General features: G+C 70.4%; 15 protein-coding genes. 7 read left to right on the top strand and 8 right to left on the bottom strand.

What is annotated here, in order from left to right; all coding sequences use genetic code 11:
- Positions 1-1011: 1011 nt before the first annotated feature.
- The 4 genes from ACPCXD_RS17210 to ACPCXD_RS17195 are packed head-to-tail and all read right to left on the bottom strand — an operon-like array spanning position 1012 to position 5409.
- Positions 1012-1944: a TAXI family TRAP transporter solute-binding subunit gene (locus tag ACPCXD_RS17210; protein ID WP_016696418.1), complete on the bottom strand. Its 933-nt coding sequence runs from the start codon at positions 1942-1944 to the stop codon at positions 1012-1014.
- Positions 1941-3368: a sensor histidine kinase gene (locus tag ACPCXD_RS17205; RefSeq protein WP_423660464.1), complete on the bottom strand. Its 1428-nt coding sequence runs from the start codon at positions 3366-3368 to the stop codon at positions 1941-1943. Before ACPCXD_RS17205 ends, ACPCXD_RS17210 begins: the two co-directional genes overlap by 4 nt.
- A 1-nt stretch (position 3369) precedes the next feature.
- Complete coding sequence (locus ACPCXD_RS17200) at positions 3370-4026, bottom strand: response regulator transcription factor (RefSeq protein ID WP_016696416.1); 657 nt, start codon at positions 4024-4026, stop codon at positions 3370-3372.
- 15 nt (positions 4027-4041) lie between these two features.
- Positions 4042-5409 (bottom strand): MFS transporter, encoded by a 1368-nt coding sequence (locus tag ACPCXD_RS17195; RefSeq protein WP_423660461.1) that lies wholly within the window; start codon positions 5407-5409, stop codon positions 4042-4044.
- A 185-nt stretch (positions 5410-5594) separates the two neighbouring features.
- Between ACPCXD_RS17195 and ACPCXD_RS17190 the strand changes: the two genes are divergently transcribed.
- Positions 5595-5813 (top strand): hypothetical protein, encoded by a 219-nt coding sequence (locus ACPCXD_RS17190; protein WP_225623569.1) that lies wholly within the window; start codon positions 5595-5597, stop codon positions 5811-5813.
- A 98-nt stretch (positions 5814-5911) separates the two neighbouring features.
- Positions 5912-6403 (top strand): redox-sensitive transcriptional activator SoxR, encoded by a 492-nt coding sequence (gene soxR, locus ACPCXD_RS17185; protein ID WP_016696413.1) that lies wholly within the window; start codon positions 5912-5914, stop codon positions 6401-6403.
- Between the two features lie 10 nt (positions 6404-6413).
- Here the strand turns inward: soxR and ACPCXD_RS17180 are convergent, their stop codons facing one another.
- Positions 6414-7298 carry an alpha/beta fold hydrolase gene (locus tag ACPCXD_RS17180; protein ID WP_229564936.1) on the bottom strand — a complete coding sequence of 295 codons (885 nt, stop codon included), beginning with the start codon at positions 7296-7298 and terminating at the stop codon, positions 6414-6416.
- 13 nt (positions 7299-7311) lie between these two features.
- A complete protein-coding gene (locus ACPCXD_RS17175; protein ID WP_423660459.1) occupies positions 7312-7545 on the bottom strand; it encodes a hypothetical protein in 234 nt (77 codons plus the stop codon).
- A gap of 138 nt (positions 7546-7683) precedes the next feature.
- Between ACPCXD_RS17175 and ACPCXD_RS17170 the strand changes: the two genes are divergently transcribed.
- From ACPCXD_RS17170 to ACPCXD_RS17160, 3 genes are all read left to right on the top strand, one after another.
- Positions 7684-8718: an NAD(P)H-binding protein gene (locus ACPCXD_RS17170; protein WP_160877708.1), complete on the top strand. Its 1035-nt coding sequence runs from the start codon at positions 7684-7686 to the stop codon at positions 8716-8718.
- 9 nt (positions 8719-8727) lie between these two features.
- Entirely contained in the window at positions 8728-9471 is a 744-nt protein-coding gene (locus ACPCXD_RS17165; RefSeq protein WP_088899586.1) for a VIT1/CCC1 transporter family protein, read from the top strand.
- 69 nt (positions 9472-9540) lie between these two features.
- Positions 9541-10053, top strand: coding sequence for a MarR family winged helix-turn-helix transcriptional regulator (locus tag ACPCXD_RS17160; RefSeq protein ID WP_423660456.1), 513 nt, complete (start codon positions 9541-9543; stop codon positions 10051-10053).
- A gap of 22 nt (positions 10054-10075) precedes the next feature.
- Here the strand turns inward: ACPCXD_RS17160 and ACPCXD_RS17155 are convergent, their stop codons facing one another.
- Both ACPCXD_RS17155 and ACPCXD_RS17150 read right to left on the bottom strand, forming a co-directional pair.
- Positions 10076-11101 carry an SDR family oxidoreductase gene (locus tag ACPCXD_RS17155; RefSeq protein ID WP_423660454.1) on the bottom strand — a complete coding sequence of 342 codons (1026 nt, stop codon included), beginning with the start codon at positions 11099-11101 and terminating at the stop codon, positions 10076-10078.
- 31 nt (positions 11102-11132) lie between these two features.
- On the bottom strand, positions 11133-12890 hold the full coding sequence (locus tag ACPCXD_RS17150; protein WP_423660452.1) for a glycoside hydrolase family 15 protein: 1758 nt from the start codon (positions 12888-12890) through the stop codon (positions 11133-11135).
- Positions 12891-13159: 269 nt separating this feature from the next.
- Here ACPCXD_RS17150 and ACPCXD_RS17145 point away from each other — a divergent pair, with 269 nt between their 5' ends.
- Both ACPCXD_RS17145 and ACPCXD_RS17140 read left to right on the top strand, forming a co-directional pair.
- Complete coding sequence (locus ACPCXD_RS17145; protein WP_145691901.1) at positions 13160-14953, top strand: thiamine pyrophosphate-requiring protein; 1794 nt, start codon at positions 13160-13162, stop codon at positions 14951-14953.
- A gap of 10 nt (positions 14954-14963) precedes the next feature.
- A complete protein-coding gene (locus ACPCXD_RS17140) occupies positions 14964-16058 on the top strand; it encodes an enolase C-terminal domain-like protein (RefSeq protein WP_160877702.1) in 1095 nt (364 codons plus the stop codon).
- Positions 16059-16064: the final 6 nt, after the last annotated feature.

Here is a 16064-nt window from a genome sequence, read left to right as displayed (position 1 = left end):
GCCCGGAAGGTCACCTCGGCCGTGCGAGGCAGCGGACGGGCGCACGGCGACGAGCCGGCCAGAGGCCGAGGACCGGGTCGGTGCGGATCGGGCCCGGCGGATGCGCGGCAGATCGAGCGCCGGGAGTGAGTCGGCGCGGCGCGGTTCGCACGCCGCACGACGCGGAGCGAACAACACGCGCCGGACGACACGGCGCGCGACGCGACGCCGTGGCGTGCACCGACGTCGCGAATCTGCGAATCGGGACACCGGCCGGGAGCATCAGGATCATCGGCGCCAAGTCCAGGTCGCGGCACATGTCATCATTGCCGATAATCTACATTATGTTAACTAGACTGAAATCGGACCTCCTCCGGGTAGGTGCGGCAGGGCGTCCCGACACATTCGGAGATCCCTGGTTCGACCCGAATCGATGCGATGGGCCCCACCCGTCACCCGGCCCCTGACCCGAGTCCGGTTCGCCTCCGGACCGAACTCTGCCGCCGTACCGCGACCGGCCCGCCGGCGCCCGCACCGGATCGAGCCGCCGATCCGCTCGACGCGCGTTCGGCTGCTCATGCATCGGTGCCATGCTGCAGCGACGCGCACACTGCAACGACTCACGGTTCGCCGATGCGGCGTTGCGGCAGCGCCGTGTCGTCGTCGCGTGCGTGTTGCGCGCAGCAGATCGCGCGGACGATGCGGATGCTGGTGGTGCGAGATCATCCCGTCCCCCGGGGTGCCGCGACCACCGCTCGCCCCTTCTCGCCTTTTCCACATTTGATGGATAATCACCGTTATCCATGAATCGTGTTGGTGCACAACAGATTTCACGCGCCAAGCGGTGAACGGTTCCATTGTGCCCCGCGCATGTCCCCTGCACAGCCGATCCGGTCCCGATCTCTTCGGACCTCGAGGGCGAGCCCGATCTCCGCACCGCATCCCCACGACACCAGCGCATGCCTTCCACCCCACTATCTGCCCTTGGGACGGCACAATTCCGGGGTGCTTCTCCCCTGCCCGACCGTCTCGTCAGCCGTGATGGCGCCGGTACGCGGCCACCGCTCCCGGATGCAGCGGGACATCGGCGGTGACGATCAGCGACTGCCGGTCGAGGAACTGACTGCCGGTGGCCTGGGCCGGCACGAGTTCGGAGGCGCGGTCGACGAGCAGATCCACCAGTGCGGCGGCCGCCTCGTCCGACACCGAGGCGCCGGCGAGCAGCAGGTTGCCCAAGCCGATGGTGGCGACGGCGTCCGGCTGCCCGTACGTGCCGGGCTGGATGAGCACCGGTTCGTAACGCGGACCGAATCGCGCCCGCAGCGGTTCGAGGAGCACGGACAGATCGATCAGCCGCAGCGGCACACCCAGGTTCGCAAACGACGGGGTAGGAACACCACCCGCCCACAGGACGGCGTCGATCTCGCCGTCCACCACTGCGCGACCGGCGTCGGCCATCGACAGGTGCACCCGGGTGACGGTTCCCGGCTCGGCGAGCCCGGCGACGTCGAGGATGCGTTCGCCGGTGAATTCGGCACCCGATCCGGGAGCTCCGAGGCTGATCCGTGCGCCCCGCAACTGGGCGATCTCCCGGATCGGTGAGTCTGCACGCACGGCCAACTGCATGTAGTTCTCGTAGACCCGCCCGATCGCCGTGAACTGCGCGCCCTCGTCGTGGGCCCGCACCGCGACGTCGGTGAGGGTCAGCGCCAGCTCCGCATCCCCCGCCGTCAGCGCGGCGAGATTGGTGACCGACCCCGGGGTGCGTTCCGGCACGACCGTGATGGGAAGACCCGCTCGCTCGGCGGCGGCCGCGGTGAGTTCCGCGAACTCCCAGAAGAACCCACCCTCCTCCCCTGCCGCCAGGATCAGTTCCTCACGCTCTCCGGTGCGCGTGCAGCCGGCGACGGCTCCACCCACCGCCAGCAGCGCAACGGACCGCAGGAGATCGCGGCGGGTGATCATGATGCCTCCGCGCGAGAGTCGGCGGGCAGTGTCAGGATGACGGCGAGTCCGTGCGGAACGGCGGCGGCGAGGTCGACGGTGCCGCCAGCGCTCTCGACGAGCGCGACCGCGATGGACAGCCCGAGGCCGGTGCCGGGCCCGTCGGCTCCGGACCCGCGGAAGAACCGGGAGGTGAGGGCGCCGAGCTCGTCGGGTGCGACTCCGGCACCGTCGTCCTCGACGCGGATCCGGATGGTCCCGTCGTGGTGTCGGGTGGTGATGCGGACCCCGGTGGCCGCGCGGGCGTACTTGCTCGCGTTGCTGAGCAGCACGTCGAGCACCTGCGCGAGATGGTCGGCGGACAAACAGGCGTGCAGGCGCTGCGCGGACGGTTCGTCCACGGTGACGGTCATGCCGGCCTCGGCGAGGGCCTCGGACCAGGCATCGACGCGGTCGGCGACGACGGCGCCGACATCGCACCCGTCGTGTCCTTCGGTGCCCGCTGTGTCGGTGGGTGCTTCGGCGGTGGCGAGGGCGAGCAGGCCGTCGAGGATGCCGCCGAGCCGGTCGACTTCGACGGCCGTGCGCCGGTAGGTCTCCGTGCCGGCGGCAGCGACGTGCGGTTCGAGGGAGTCGAGCCGGATGTGCAGGGCGGCGAGCGGGTTCCGGAGTTGGTGCGCGGTGTCGGCGATGAGTTGCTTCTGGGCGCGGGTGGACGTGTGGACAGCTTCGGACATGGTGTCGAAGGCCTGCGTGAGTTCCCGGACCTCCGGTGGGCCGTGGTAGCGGACCGAGACGGTGGTGTCGCCGGTGCGGAAGCGTGGATGCAGCGCCGGGACGCTGTCGGTGAGCGCCGCGACCCGCGCGGTGAGTGCGGTGAGCGGGCGGACCGTCCACCGCGACAGGGCGGTCGCGAGGATGGTGACGAGCACGAGGGCCGCTGCCGCACCGGTGACGATGAGCAGCCACGAGGTGCGGATGTCGTGGCGGGCGGCGTCGGTGGACACCTCGACGACGACGGCTCCTTCGACCTGGGCGCCGGTGCCCACCGGCACGGCGAGCAGTACCCGCTGCGGGGACCACGGGGTCAGCGGACCCCCGATGCCCTGTTTCTGGTTGCGCAGACCGGCGGTGATCGCCTCCGGCACACCGGGATCGGTCGGGGTCAGGCCCGCGCTCGCGCGGGGTGCGCCGCGCGCGTCGACGATGAGCACGCCCTCGTCGTAGAGGCGGTGATAGCGGGTCACTTCCTCGTCGAGCAGGGCGGTGCTGCCGGGGGCGCGCATCTGGACGGCGAGGGTGGCGAAGTGGTGGGCGTCGGCTTCCCGGTTCGCTCCCAGGACGGCGGTGCGGCCGGCGCTGGTGGCGAGGGCGAGCGGTACGGCGAAGGCGACGACGGCGACGGTCGCGAAGACGAGCAACACCGCCAGGACCCGCCGGCGCATGTCAGCCGCCCCACCGGTAGCCGTAGCCGCGGATGGTGGAGATGAGGCCGGGTCGGGCGAGTTTCGCGCGCAGCCCGGTCATGTGCACGTCGAGCGACCGGGAGATCGCCACATACGCGTCGCCCCACACGGCATCCATGAGTTGTTGGCGGCTGACCGCGGCGCCGGGGCGGGCGACGAGGACGGCGAGCAGGTCGAATTCCTTCGGGGTGAGAGTCACCGGTTCGCCGCCCACCTCGACTTCGCGGGCATCGAGGTCGACGACCACGTCGCCGGCGCGGACGATGCGGGAGGACTCGGACAGCGCGCGGCGCCGTTGGGTGACGACGTCCACGCGGGCGAGCAGTTCGGCCAGGCGGGCCGGTTTGACGAGATAATCGTCGGCGCCGCCGCGCAGGCCGCGTACCACCGAGCGTTCGTCGCCGCGCGCGGTGAGGATCACGACGGGGACGTCGCTGACGGCCCGCAGTTGCCGGAGCACCTGCAGGCCGTCGGCGTCGGGCAGGCCGAGGTCGAGGATGACGACGTCGAGGTCGCGGTGGCCGAGGAGCAGGTCGGCGCCGCGCCGCATGCGGATCGGCCGGTGGCCGTGGGAGGTGAGGGCTTCGACGAGGGCGTCGCCGACTCCGTCGTCGTCCTCGACCACCGCGATCTGCACGTGGGTCCCTTTCGGTCAGTGTCGTGAGCTGGCCAGGTCGGCGTGCTCGTCGGGGGTGTCGGTGTGGGTGCTCGTGCGGTCCAGGGGGGAGCCGTCGGAGGTCTCCCGCATGAAGAAGTACACGACGAGCGAGACGGCGATGCAGCCGGTCACGTAGTAGAAGAATAGCGATTCGTGGCCGGCGCGCTTGAGGGCGAGCGCGACGGTTTCGACGGTGCCGCCGAAGATCGCGAGGGTCAGCGCGTAGGGCAGGCCGACACCGAGCGCGCGGACCTTGGTGGGGAACAGTTCGGTCTTCACGATGGCGTTGACCGAGGTGTAGCCGGTGACGACGGTCAGGCCGAGCATCATCAGTCCGAACGCGATCAGCGGGTGCGTGGTGCTGCCGAGGATCGTCATCAGCGGGACGGTGAGCACGGTGCCGCCGACCCCGAAGAAGATGAGCAGCTTGCGGCGGCCGATGCGGTCCGACAGGGCGCCGCCGATGGGTTGCAGGACGATGAACACCAGCAGGGCGGCGAAGTTGATCCAGGCCACGGTGTCCTTGGAGATGCCGGAGGTGTTGATCATGTATTTCTGCATGTAGGTGGTGTAGGTGTAGAACGCCACGCAACCGCCGAGGGTCAGCGCGCACACCAGCAGGCATTCGCGGGGGTACTGCAGCAGCATCCGGATGCCGCCCTGCTCGGGCGCGCCGTCCGGCTGGTCGGCGGTGCTCTTGGCCGCGACTTCCTCGGTGAACGCTTCGGATTCGTCCATGGTGCGGCGCAGCCACATCACGGCGACGGCGGCAACGGCGCCGATGACGAACGGGATGCGCCAGCCCCACGCCTGCATGGCCTCGGCGGAGAGGGTGAGCTGCAGGACGATCTGGACGCCGAGGGCGATGAGCTGTCCGGCGACGAGGGTGACGTACTGGAAGCTCGAGTAGAACCCGCGGCGTCCGGGTGAGGCGACCTCGGCGAGATAGGTGGCGCTGGTGGCGTATTCACCACCGACGGACAGTCCCTGCATCATGCGGGCGAGGACGAGAAGAAGGGGTGCGGCGAGTCCGATGGTCGCGTAGGCCGGGGTGACGGCGATGATGAGGGAGCCGACGGCCATGACGGTGACCGACAGGGTCAGCGCCGAGCGCCGTCCGTGCCGGTCGGCGTAGCGGCCCATGCTCCAGCCGCCGATCGGTCGCATGAGGAATCCCACGGCGAAGATCGCTGCGGTGGACAGCAGTTGGGCGGTGGGGTCGCCTTCGGGGAAGAATTCCTTCGCGAAGTAGACGCTGAACGCGGCGTAGACGTACCAGTCGTACCACTCGATCAGGTTGCCGACCGAGCCTTTCAACACGTTGCCGATGACTCGGCGTTCGCCCGTCGAGGTGGTGCTCACCCGGGACTCCTTTCGCTGCGGGGATCTGTGCGCTCCCCACAGTGGTTCGGGTCACAGTGGTTGCGGAAGGGTCTGTGGCGGTTCCTGACACTCTCTTAGGAATGTGGTCGGGACGGGCGGGATCGGCGTGGCGCGCGGGGTGCCGCTCCCCCGTTGTGCCGGTCGGAGGTTCTACGGTGGTCGGCGTGACGATCCCCGCATCGAGTTATCTGTTCCAGGCCCGGACGTTCGTGAGCGGTTCGCGTAAGTGGCGGTTCGAGGCGGCGTTGGCGACCGCGCGGGTCTGCGAGCGGTTCGAGCGGCCGTATCCGAAGTCGGTGCGGACGCTGGCACACGCTGCGTACGACATGTTGCGGATGGATGCGCCGGAGGTCGCTGCCGAGTTCGGGCCGCCGTCGTTCTGACCCCGGGTGCTCACGCGAGCCGGGTGCCCGGCGTCTCCGGTGGCCGGTACTGTGCAGCACAACTCGATCACGATGTCTGCGGGGCGAGGAGGGGGCCGATGAACCCTGCGATATGGCTGACACCCGGCCAGTTGGCGGACCGTTCCGGGGTGGCGGTCTCGGCGCTGCACTACTACGAGTCGCGTGGTCTGATCACCAGTCGCCGCACCTCGGGCAATCAGCGGCGTTATCGCCGCGACACGCTGCGCAAGGTCGCGTTCATCAAGGTCGCGCAGGGCGTGGGGGTGTCGCTGGACGAGATCAAGGAGGCGTTCGATTCGTTGCCGGACAGTCGTGTGCCGACGACGGAGGACTGGGCGCGGCTGTCGCGGGCGTGGCACGACCGGCTGACCCGCCGCATCGAGGATCTCACCGCGTTGCGGGACAGTTTCACCGATTGCATCGGCTGCGGGTGCCTGAGCTTGGCGTCGTGTCCGCTCGCGAATCCCGGTGACGTGCTCGGGCAGCAGGGTCCGGGTCCGCGTCGGCTACCGGTGCACGACGACGATCCGCCGGTGGAGGCGGCGCCGCGCGCGGAGTCGTCCGGCTGAGGTCACACGGTCAGGTGCGCGCGGCCTCGATCTGCTGCACGAACCGGGCGGTGGCGTCGGCGACGTCGCGGGGATGGGAACGCGGCGACCAGTGCCCGGCGTCGAGTGGGTGGATGCGCAGGTCGGTGACCCAACGGGAGGTGTCCTCGTAGCCCACGGGACGTACCGCACGGTCGCGCAGGTTCTGGATCAGCTGGACCGGGACGTCGGTGCGCCGCTCGCGGGGTCGGGCGAGACGCGCGCGGATGTTCGCCCGGTACAGGGACAGTCCGTGCACCATGTCGTCGGCGAGGGTCGGGGCGACGGGTGCGATCGCGGTGGGGTCGGTGCGGTCGAAGAATCCGACGAAGGCCGGCCAGTGGTGGGCGAGCCAGCCGCGCAGCACCGGATTCGGCAGGCCGGGGATCTGGAAGGCGAGGGTGTAGGCGGAGGCGAGGGCCTGTTCGGCGGGGCCGAGTGGGCGTTTGTGCCGGAGGCGGCGGCGCATCCACAGGCCGAGGTGGTCGAGGTTGGGGCCGGAGATCGAGGTGTGGGAGGCGATGCGCTCGCCGGCGTCGGGTTCGCACACCGCTTCCCAGCACAGCACCGCGCCCCAGTCGTGGCCGAGCAGGTGGACCGGGTCGTTCGGGGCGAGGGCGTCGATGACGGCGTGCAGGTCGGCGGCGAGGTGCTCGAGCCGGTAGTGCGCCACCTCGCGGGGCACGGTGGAGGCGCCGGCGCCGCGGTTGTCGTAGCGCAGGATGCGGAAGTCGTCGGCGAGCAGGGGTGCGACGCGGTCCCACAGGGCGTGGGTGTCGGGCCAGCCGTGGACGAGGACGAGCGTCGGGCCGTGCGGGTTGCCTTCTTCGACGACGTGGAGTCGGACGGGCCCGTTGGGGACGGTGTGCGTGGTCATGGCAGCCCTGTGGTCATGGCTGTGCTGGCGACTCGGGGGCCGGGGGGTGGTCGCCGGTGGGGCGGGTGAACAGCGTGCGGCGGCGCAGGCTGCTGGCGATGGCGAAGAGGGATTCGGAGACGGAGGTGGGCCGGCCGTGGCGGCGCTGGACGAGGTGTCCGAGGGCGGACAGCAGTCCGGCGCCGAGGGGGACGGCGAGGACGAACAGTATCCGATGTCGCAGTGGGCTGCCGCGCAGCATCGACATGGGAGGCCTCCTTCGATACCGGCCACTGTATTTGTGACCAACGGTAACACTATTTCTGGTGATGAGAACCACTCCTGATGTTTCGCGACGGTCCCGCGCGTGCATCCCTCCCGAAGGCGACAAGGGACGGAACAGCGCATGAGAGTTCTCGTGATCGGTGCCTCCGGCTACGTCGGCAGCCGGGTCGTACCCGCCTTCCTCGCTACCGGCTGCACCGTGCGCGCCGCCGCTCGGAACCCGGCGGCCTTGCGACGCTTCTGGTGGCACGACCGGGTCGAGACCGCGCAGGTGGACGTCACCGCCGCGCACACTCTCCCACCGGCGCTCGACGATGTCGACGTCGTGGTCTATCTCGTGCACGGGATGCGCTCGGCGCACTTCCGGGACCTCGACCTGGCAGCGGCCCGCACCGTCCGGCACGCGGTCGATGCCTCTCCGGTGACGCGCGTCGTCTACGTCTCCGGGTTCGTCCCCGAGTGTGCGCCGGACGCGCTGTCCGAGCATCTGCTCTCGCGCTGGGAGGTCGAGCAGGAACTGTCCCACTCCCGCCGCACGGTCATCACGCTGCGAGCCGGGATGGTGCTCGGCTCCGGGTCGACGAGCTTCGAGGTGCTCGGCCAACTCGCGGGGCGCCTACCCGTCACCGTGGTGCCCGACTGGATGGACTCGCGGGTCGAGCCGATCGCGGTCGTCGACCTGGTCGCCGCAGTGCTCGGGGCGGCCGTCGCGGACACTCCCACGGACTCGTTCGATGTGGGCTGCGGACAGTCGCTGCGTTATCCCGAGTTGCTCCGCCTCTACGGGCAGGTCACCGGCATGCCGCGCGCCCAGGTCACCGTCGCCGGATTGCCGGGCGCGGTGATCGGCCGGTTCGGCTCGTGGTTGACGGAGGTGCCGTCGGGAACCGTGGCGGCGTTGATGGAGAGCCTGCGGCACGACATGACGGCCCGCGATCGCCGGTGGATCGGCCGCCTGGCCCCGGCTGCTCATCGGCCGTTGGGGATCGTGCAGGCGCTGCAGCGCGCAGTGCTGCCCGCCGATGTGAGTGTGCCGTGCGCGCAGCGGGACCCGATGGGTGCGCTGCCCGGGGATCCGGAGTGGGCGGTCGCCGCGGCGGAGGCGCGCCGATACTCCGCCGTGGGGATCCCCCCGCGCCGCCGTCCGTCGGTGTAGCTTCACGACATGCCCCGTCCGGATCCGGCGTCACCGAACGATTCCCGCAGGCGGCACGAGGACCGCGAACCGCACACCGCCGGGTTGGCGAGCAGACTCAACTGGTTGCGGGCGGGTGTTCTCGGCGCGAACGACGGCATCGTCTCGACCGCGGGACTGGTCGTCGGTGTGGCGGCCGCGACGACGAACGAGGCGGCGATCCTCACCGCCGGTGTGGCCGGGCTGGCCGCGGGGGCCGTGTCGATGGCGCTGGGCGAGTACGTGTCGGTGAGTACGCAACGCGACACCGAGCGCGCGGCGCTGTCCACGGAGCGTCGTGAGCTCGCCGCCATGCCGGAGGCCGAACTCGCCGAACTGGCCGCCCTGCTCGAGGGCAAGGGATTGTCGGCGGTCACGGCGCGTGCCGCGGCGGAGGAGTTGACGGCGCGGGATCCGCTTGCCGCGCATGCCGAGGTGGAGTTGGGGATCGATCCGACCGAACTGGCGAATCCGTGGTCGGCGGCGTTGTCGTCGGCCGTGTCGTTCACCCTGGGCGCGCTGGTGCCGCTGCTGATGGTGGTGTCGGTGCCCGACACGGTGCGGATCCCGGTGACGTTCGTGGCGGTGTTGTGTGCGCTGGCGGCGACGGGATCGATCAGTGCGTGGCTCGGCCGGGCCCGGCGGGGCCGGGCGGTGGTGCGGGTGGTGGTCGGCGGTGCGCTCGCGATGGTCGTGACCTATGGGGTGGGTCAGTTGTTCGACACCGTCGTGTAGCGGGCGTGCCGTGATCCGTGCGGTTGCGCAACAGTTGCGGGATCGCATGCATCGTCGGAGGATGACGCCATGAACTCCCCTGCCCGGTCCCCGTCCGGTGGTCGCTCGAACAAGAAGTTCGATCGGCAGGTCGATGCGGTGATGTCGGCGTCGCGTGCCCTGGTGGGCATCGCGGCGGCCTCGGTGGCCGAGGTCGAAGACCGTGTCAGCATCCCGCATCTGCGCATTCTCGTGCTCATGGGCACGCGGGGGCCTCTCACCCTCGCCGGGGTGGCGGACGAGTTGGGGGTCGATCCGTCCGGTGCCAGCAGGGCGGTCGACAAGCTGATGAAAGCAGGTCTGCTCGATCGGCGGGACTCTCCGGAGGATCGCCGGAAACTGGCGTTGACGTTGACACCGGACGGTGCGGCGGTGGTCCACACCGTCATGGACCACCGCCGCGACGCGATCGCTGCGGTCCTGAGCCGGTTGAGCACCGGGCAGCGCGACGAACTCGCCGCCGCCTTCGGTGTCTTCGCCGAGGCCGCCGGGGAACCGGCCACCGAGGATGCGCTCACGTTGTTGTGGCCGATCCATCCGTGACCGGGTGCCGCGGCCGGGGAGGTCATGCGGTGCGGGTCCGTGCCGCGAGGGCCATTCCGGTGGCGGTGAGTACGCCGGTCACCGACGCCGCGAGCAGTCCGTGACGGCGGGACAGCCAGGCCTGCGCACTCGAGGTCCGGGCGCGGTCGTCGAATTCTCCGTGGGCACCGAAGTCCGTTCCGTCCGGCCCGTCCGCGGGCTGCCAGAGATTGGCGGGCTGGTCGGGGTCTCGGGGTCGGTCGGTCTGCTGGGAGTCGAATCCGGTGCGGGCGAGATAGCGGTCGAGCAGTCCGGGGGCGAGTGCGTTGGCAGCGAGGGTCGCGGCGGTGCTCGCCCCGACCCAGTATTCGCGGCGGCGCGGGTGGTCGGCGGCGTGCAGCACCGCGCGGGCGGCCACCTCGGGCTGGTAGATCGGGGGTACGGGTCGGGCGTGGCGCGGCAGCCGGGAGAGCACCCAGGAGAACTGGGGAGTGTTCACGGCGGGCATCTGCACCATGGTGACGTGGATGTTGCTGTGCCGGTGCAGCAGTTCGCAGCGGAGCGCTTCGTGGAAACCCTGGATGGCGTGCTTGGCGCCGCAGTAGGCGCTCTGCAACGGAATGCCGCGGTAGGCCAGGGCCGAACCGACGTGCACGATCGTGCCGCGATCGTGCGGTGTCATCCGTTTCAGGGCGGACATCGTGCCGTAGACGAAGCCGAGATAGTCGACTTCGGTGACCCGGCGGTATTCGGCCGGGGTGATCTCGGTGAACGGGGCGAAGACCGACGTGAACGCCACGTTGATCCATACGTCGATGCGGCCGAAACGCTCCACCGTCGCGGCGGCGGCCGCGTCGACGGCATCGGGGTCGGCGACATCGGTGGGCAGGATCAGCGCCTGTCCCCCGGCCGCCTCGATCTCGCGGGCGGCGGCGGCGAGCCCGGTCTCGCCGCGGGCGAGCAGCGCGATCCGGGCGTGGCGTCGTCCGTAGGCGCGGGCCACGGCCCGTCCGATGCCGGCGCTGGCGCCGGTGACGACGACGACCTGGTCGGTGCGTGAGGATGTCATGAGACCGGAGTCCTTTCGGTGTGAGGGGCGCTCATCCCTCGAAGTTCCAGGGGTGGGCGAGACGCCGGGCCGCTTCGAGCAGCAGGGCGTGCACGAAGGCCTGCGGGAGATTGCCGCGCAGTTGCCGTTCGACGACGTCGAATTCCTCGGTGAACAGCGCCGGGGTGCCGCATGCGGCGCGGTTGCGTTCGAACCACCGCACGGCCTCGACGGTGTTGCCCTGCTGATGGTCGGCGAGGGCCATGAAGAACCCACACAGCAGGAATGCGCCTTCGGCGTCGGCGAGGGGACGGTCGTCGTGGCGGAAGCGGTAGATATAGCCGTCGCTGCCGAGTTCGGTGCGGACGGTGTCGAGCGTGCGGCGGCTCAGTCGGTCGGTGGCGGGTAGCGCACCGCGGATGACGGGTAGCAGCAGGGCTGCGTCGATGCGGTCGTCGTCGGGTGCACGTTGCCATCGCCCGGACGGATGGGTGCTGTCGGCGAGGACGGCTCGGGTCAAGGTGTCGGCGAGATCGTTCCACCGGTCCCGTTGTGCGCGGGGAGCGACGGTGGCGGCGGCCCGCAGACCCGCGATACAGGTCAGTTTCGAGTGCGTCCAGTGGCGGCGGTCGAGTTCCCAGATACCGGCATCGGGGTCGCGCCAGCGTAACTCGACGGCGGCGGCGGCGGTCTCGACGGCCCGCCAGTCCCGGCTGTCGAGTCGGTCGTCGCGGGCGGCGGCGGCGAACAGCAGCAGGGCTTCACCGAAGGTGTCGAGCTGGAACTGGTGGTTGACCCGGTTGCCGACGACCACGGAGCCGCCGGGATAGCCCGGCAGCGGCAGAGCGCTCTGGGACGGCACGTCCCCTCCGCCGACGGTGTACGCCGGTTTCAGGTCGGGGCCGTCGGCGAGAAGACGGTCCCCGACGAAGCGCACCGCGGCGTCGAGGAGCGGATGCGGGCCGTAGGCGGCGGCTGCGTGTCCGGCATAGCACTGGTCGCGGATCCAGCAGTAGCGGTAGTCGTAGTTGCGTCCCTGCGCCGCGCGTTCGGGCAACGAGGTGGTCGCGGCGGCCACCATGCCGCCGCTGCGGCTGGTCAATCCGGTCAGCACGGCCGTGGCGTGGCGGGCATCCCGGTCGGCGAGTGTGCCGTCGATCGGTCGTACCGCGCTCGCCCACGCCTGTTCCGTCCGGTGCCAGAGCTCGTCGGCCGGGGCCCGATCGCTGTGGAACGGCCGGTCGGAGATCTCGAGGATCAGGTCGTGGCTGCGTCCGGCCGGCAGGTGGAGATGCATGTCGAGGCCGGTCTCGGTCGGGCATGCCTCCGCGGCGCCGCTCCACCGCAGGTACATCCGTCCGGCGGTCAGTTCCCAGCGGCCGTCACGGAGGGTGGGGTGCGTCGTGTGGTGGTGGCAGCCGGCGCCGGTGCGCAGCATGACCCGCAGCCGGGTGTCGTCCTCGGGGGCGAGGATGCGACGCAGGATCACGGCGGTGTGCGGGTCGGCGGGCATGGCGAGCGCTTCCCGGCATTCGACGATGCCGGTGGCGACCCAGCGGCTGCGCCAGATCAGGGTTCCGTCCTCGTAGTAGCCGCCCCAGACGAAGCGGGTGGTGTCGGGGGCGACGGCGTACGTCCCGTCCCCGCCGAGCAGGGTGGAGAAGACGGGGTCGGAATGCCAGGAGGGCGCGCACATCCAGGCGAAGTCGCCGCGGGGGCCGACGAGGGCGCCGCGTTCTCCGTCGGCGACGAGCGCGTACTCGCGCAGGACGTGGGGTGCGACGTCTGCGCCGGACCAGGGTGTTCGCATCGTGGCCTCGGCTTCCGCTTCGAATCTGCACGAACGAGTGGATCGGTGGGTGTGGTCCCACCCACCACCATCTTGCACCCGGCAATCATTGCGCAAACGCAATATTTGCGTTCGGTTGCCAGTTCTGTCGGGAAGGACGACCATGGGGCGTACCGAGCGCACCGTCCGATCCGGCACCCACGGAGCCGAGACGCACCCCGCTGCACCTCCCCTCTCGCCCTTCCGAACGGCATGCGAACAACCCCGACGCCCACGGTAAGGAGACACCGATGGCCGAGAAGAACGTCGCAGACCATCTGCTCGAGCGGCTGCGCGACTGGAACGTCGAACACGTCTTCGCCTATGCCGGTGACGGCATCAACGGCATCCTCGCGGCCTGGGGCCGAGCGGACAACCACCCGCAGTTCGTGCAGTCCCGCCACGAGGAGATGAGCGCTTTCGAAGCGGTCGGCTACGCCAAGTTCACCGACCGGCTCGGGGTGTGCATGGCCACCTCCGGTCCGGGCGCGATCCATCTGCTCAACGGCCTCTACGACGCCAAACTCGACCACGTCCCGGTCGTCGCCATCGTCGGGCAGACCAACCGCACCGCCATGGGCGGCTCCTACCAGCAGGAAGTGGACCTGCTGAGCCTGTACAAGGACGTCGCGAGCGACTACGTGCAGATGGTCACCGTCCCCGAGCAATTGCCCAACGTGCTCGATCGGGCGATCCGCACCGCCCTGACCCAGCGCGCGCCCACCGCGCTGATCATCCCCGCCGACGTGCAGGAACTGCCGTACTCGCCGCCGACCCACGAATTCAAGATGGTGCCGTCGAGCCTGGGATTCGACCGCCCGCACATCACCCCGGACGACGGGGCGATCGCCCGGGCCGCGGAGATCCTCAACGCCGGGCACAAGGTCGCGTTGCTGGTCGGCAACGGGGCGCGGGCAGCGTCGGCCGAGATCGAACAGGTCGCCGACACGCTCGCCGCCGGCGCCGCCAAGGCCCTGCTGGGCAAGGACGTGCTGTCGGACGAGTTGCCCTGGGTCACCGGAGCGATCGGTCTGCTCGGCACCCGGCCCAGCTACGAGATGATGCGCGACTGCGACACCCTGCTCACCATCGGCTCGAGCTTCCCCTACACCCAGTTCCTGCCCGACTACGGTCAGGCCCGCGGGGTGCAGATCGACCTCGACGCGCGCCTCGTCGGCATGCGGTATCCCAACGAGGTGAACCTCGTAGCCGACGCGAGAACCGCACTGCTCGCGCTGCTGCCGCATCTCGAATACAAGCAGGACCGCAGCTGGCGCGAGAAGATCGAAGCGGACGTCGCCCGGTGGTGGGAGACGATGGACATGCAGGCCGCCGTGCCCGCCGATCCGGTCAACCCCCTGCGGTTGTTCGCCGCACTGTCCCCCCGGTTGCCCGACGATGTCATCGTCACCGCCGATTCCGGATCGTCGGCCAACTGGTACGCCCGCCAGCTGCGCTTCCGCGGCCGCATGCGGGGGTCGCTGTCGGGCACCCTGGCCACGATGGGACCGGGCGTGCCGTACGCGATCGGCGCGAAGTTCGCCCACCCGGAGCGGCCGGTGATCGCGTTCGCCGGCGACGGGGCGATGCAGATGAACGGCCTGGCCGAGCTGATCACCATCCGACGCTACTGGCAGAGCTGGCGCGACCCCCGGTTGATCGTGGCGGTGCTGCACAACAACGACCTCAACCAGGTGACCTGGGAGATGCGCGCCATGGCCGGATCCCCGAAATTCGCCGAGTCCCAGACACTTCCGGACATCGACTATGCCGCCTTCGCCGCCTCCCTCGGGTTGCAGGCCGTCACGGTGACCGACCCGGACGATCTCGACTCCGCCTGGGACGCGGCGCTGACCGCCGATCGTCCCACCCTGCTCGACGTCCACACCGACCCGAACATGCCGCCGATCCCACCGCACGCCACCTGGGAGCAGTTCAAGGCGGCCACGGCGGCGGTGCTCGGCGGCGACGAGGACCGGTGGGACTTCGTCAAGGAAGGCCTCCGCACCAAGGCCCAGGAATTCCTGCCCCACCCGAACCGCTGACGGCATCGACGTGACCGTCATCGACGTCACCGCCGCGGCGTACACGATCCCCACCGACACCCCCGAGGCGGACGGCACCCTGGCGTGGGACAGCACCACCGTCGTCCTCGTCCACGCCCACCATCCGGACGGTGTCGGCGTCGGCTGGACCTACGCCCCGGCGGCCTGTGTCCCGGTCGTCACCGATCTGCTCGCCCCGATCGTCGTCGGACGCTCGATCCAGGACGTGCCGGGCATGCACGAGGACATGGTGCGGGCACTGCGCAATGCCGGGCGTCCCGGCATCGCCGGCTGCGCCCTGTCCGCCGTCGACGTGGCCCTGTGGGACCTGAAAGCGCGCCTGGCATCTCGCCCATTGCACCGTATGCTCGGGGCGCTCCGCGACCGCGTCCCGGTCTACGGCAGCGGCGGTTTCACCACCTACGACGACGACCGGCTCGACGCTCAGCTGCGCCACTGGGTGCACGAGCAGCACATCCCCCGCGTGAAGATCAAGATCGCCGAGAGCCGGGGCACCGCGACCCCCCGCGATCTGCACCGCATCCGCCGCGCACGTGAGGCGATCGGCGACGCCGCCGAACTGTTCGTCGACGCCAACGGCGGCTACACCGCCAAGCAGGCCGTCCGGGTGATGGACGCCGCCGCCGACTGCGGTGTGCGCTGGCTCGAGGAACCGGTGTCCTCCGACGACCTCGACGGTCTGCGCCGGGTCCGCGAGGCGGTGCGTGCCGAGGTGACCGCCGGTGAATACGGCTACGACCTGCCGTACTTCCACCGCATGTGCGCCGCCGGCGCCGTCGACTGCCTGCAGGCGGACCTCACCCGCTGCGGCGGCATCACCGAATGGCTACGAGTGGCCGCCGTCGCCGCGGCGCACGGGCTGGACCTGTCCGCGCACTGCGCCCCGCACCTGCACGTCCACGCCGCCGCCACGATCCCGCACCTGCGGCACCTCGAATGGTTCCACGATCACGTGCGCATCGAGACGAGATTCTTCGACGGCGCCCTCGACCCGGCCGGCGGAAGCGTGCGGCCACGCGACGACACCCCCGGGCACGGCCTGACCCCCAAGCTCCCCGACCTCGACCGCTTCCGGGTGCGGTAACGGTCC

This window comes from Rhodococcus sp. AB351, from assembly GCF_049538275.1.
Lineage (GTDB): Bacteria > Actinomycetota > Actinomycetes > Mycobacteriales > Mycobacteriaceae > Rhodococcus.
This window is presented reverse-complemented; position numbering and strand designations above follow the sequence as displayed.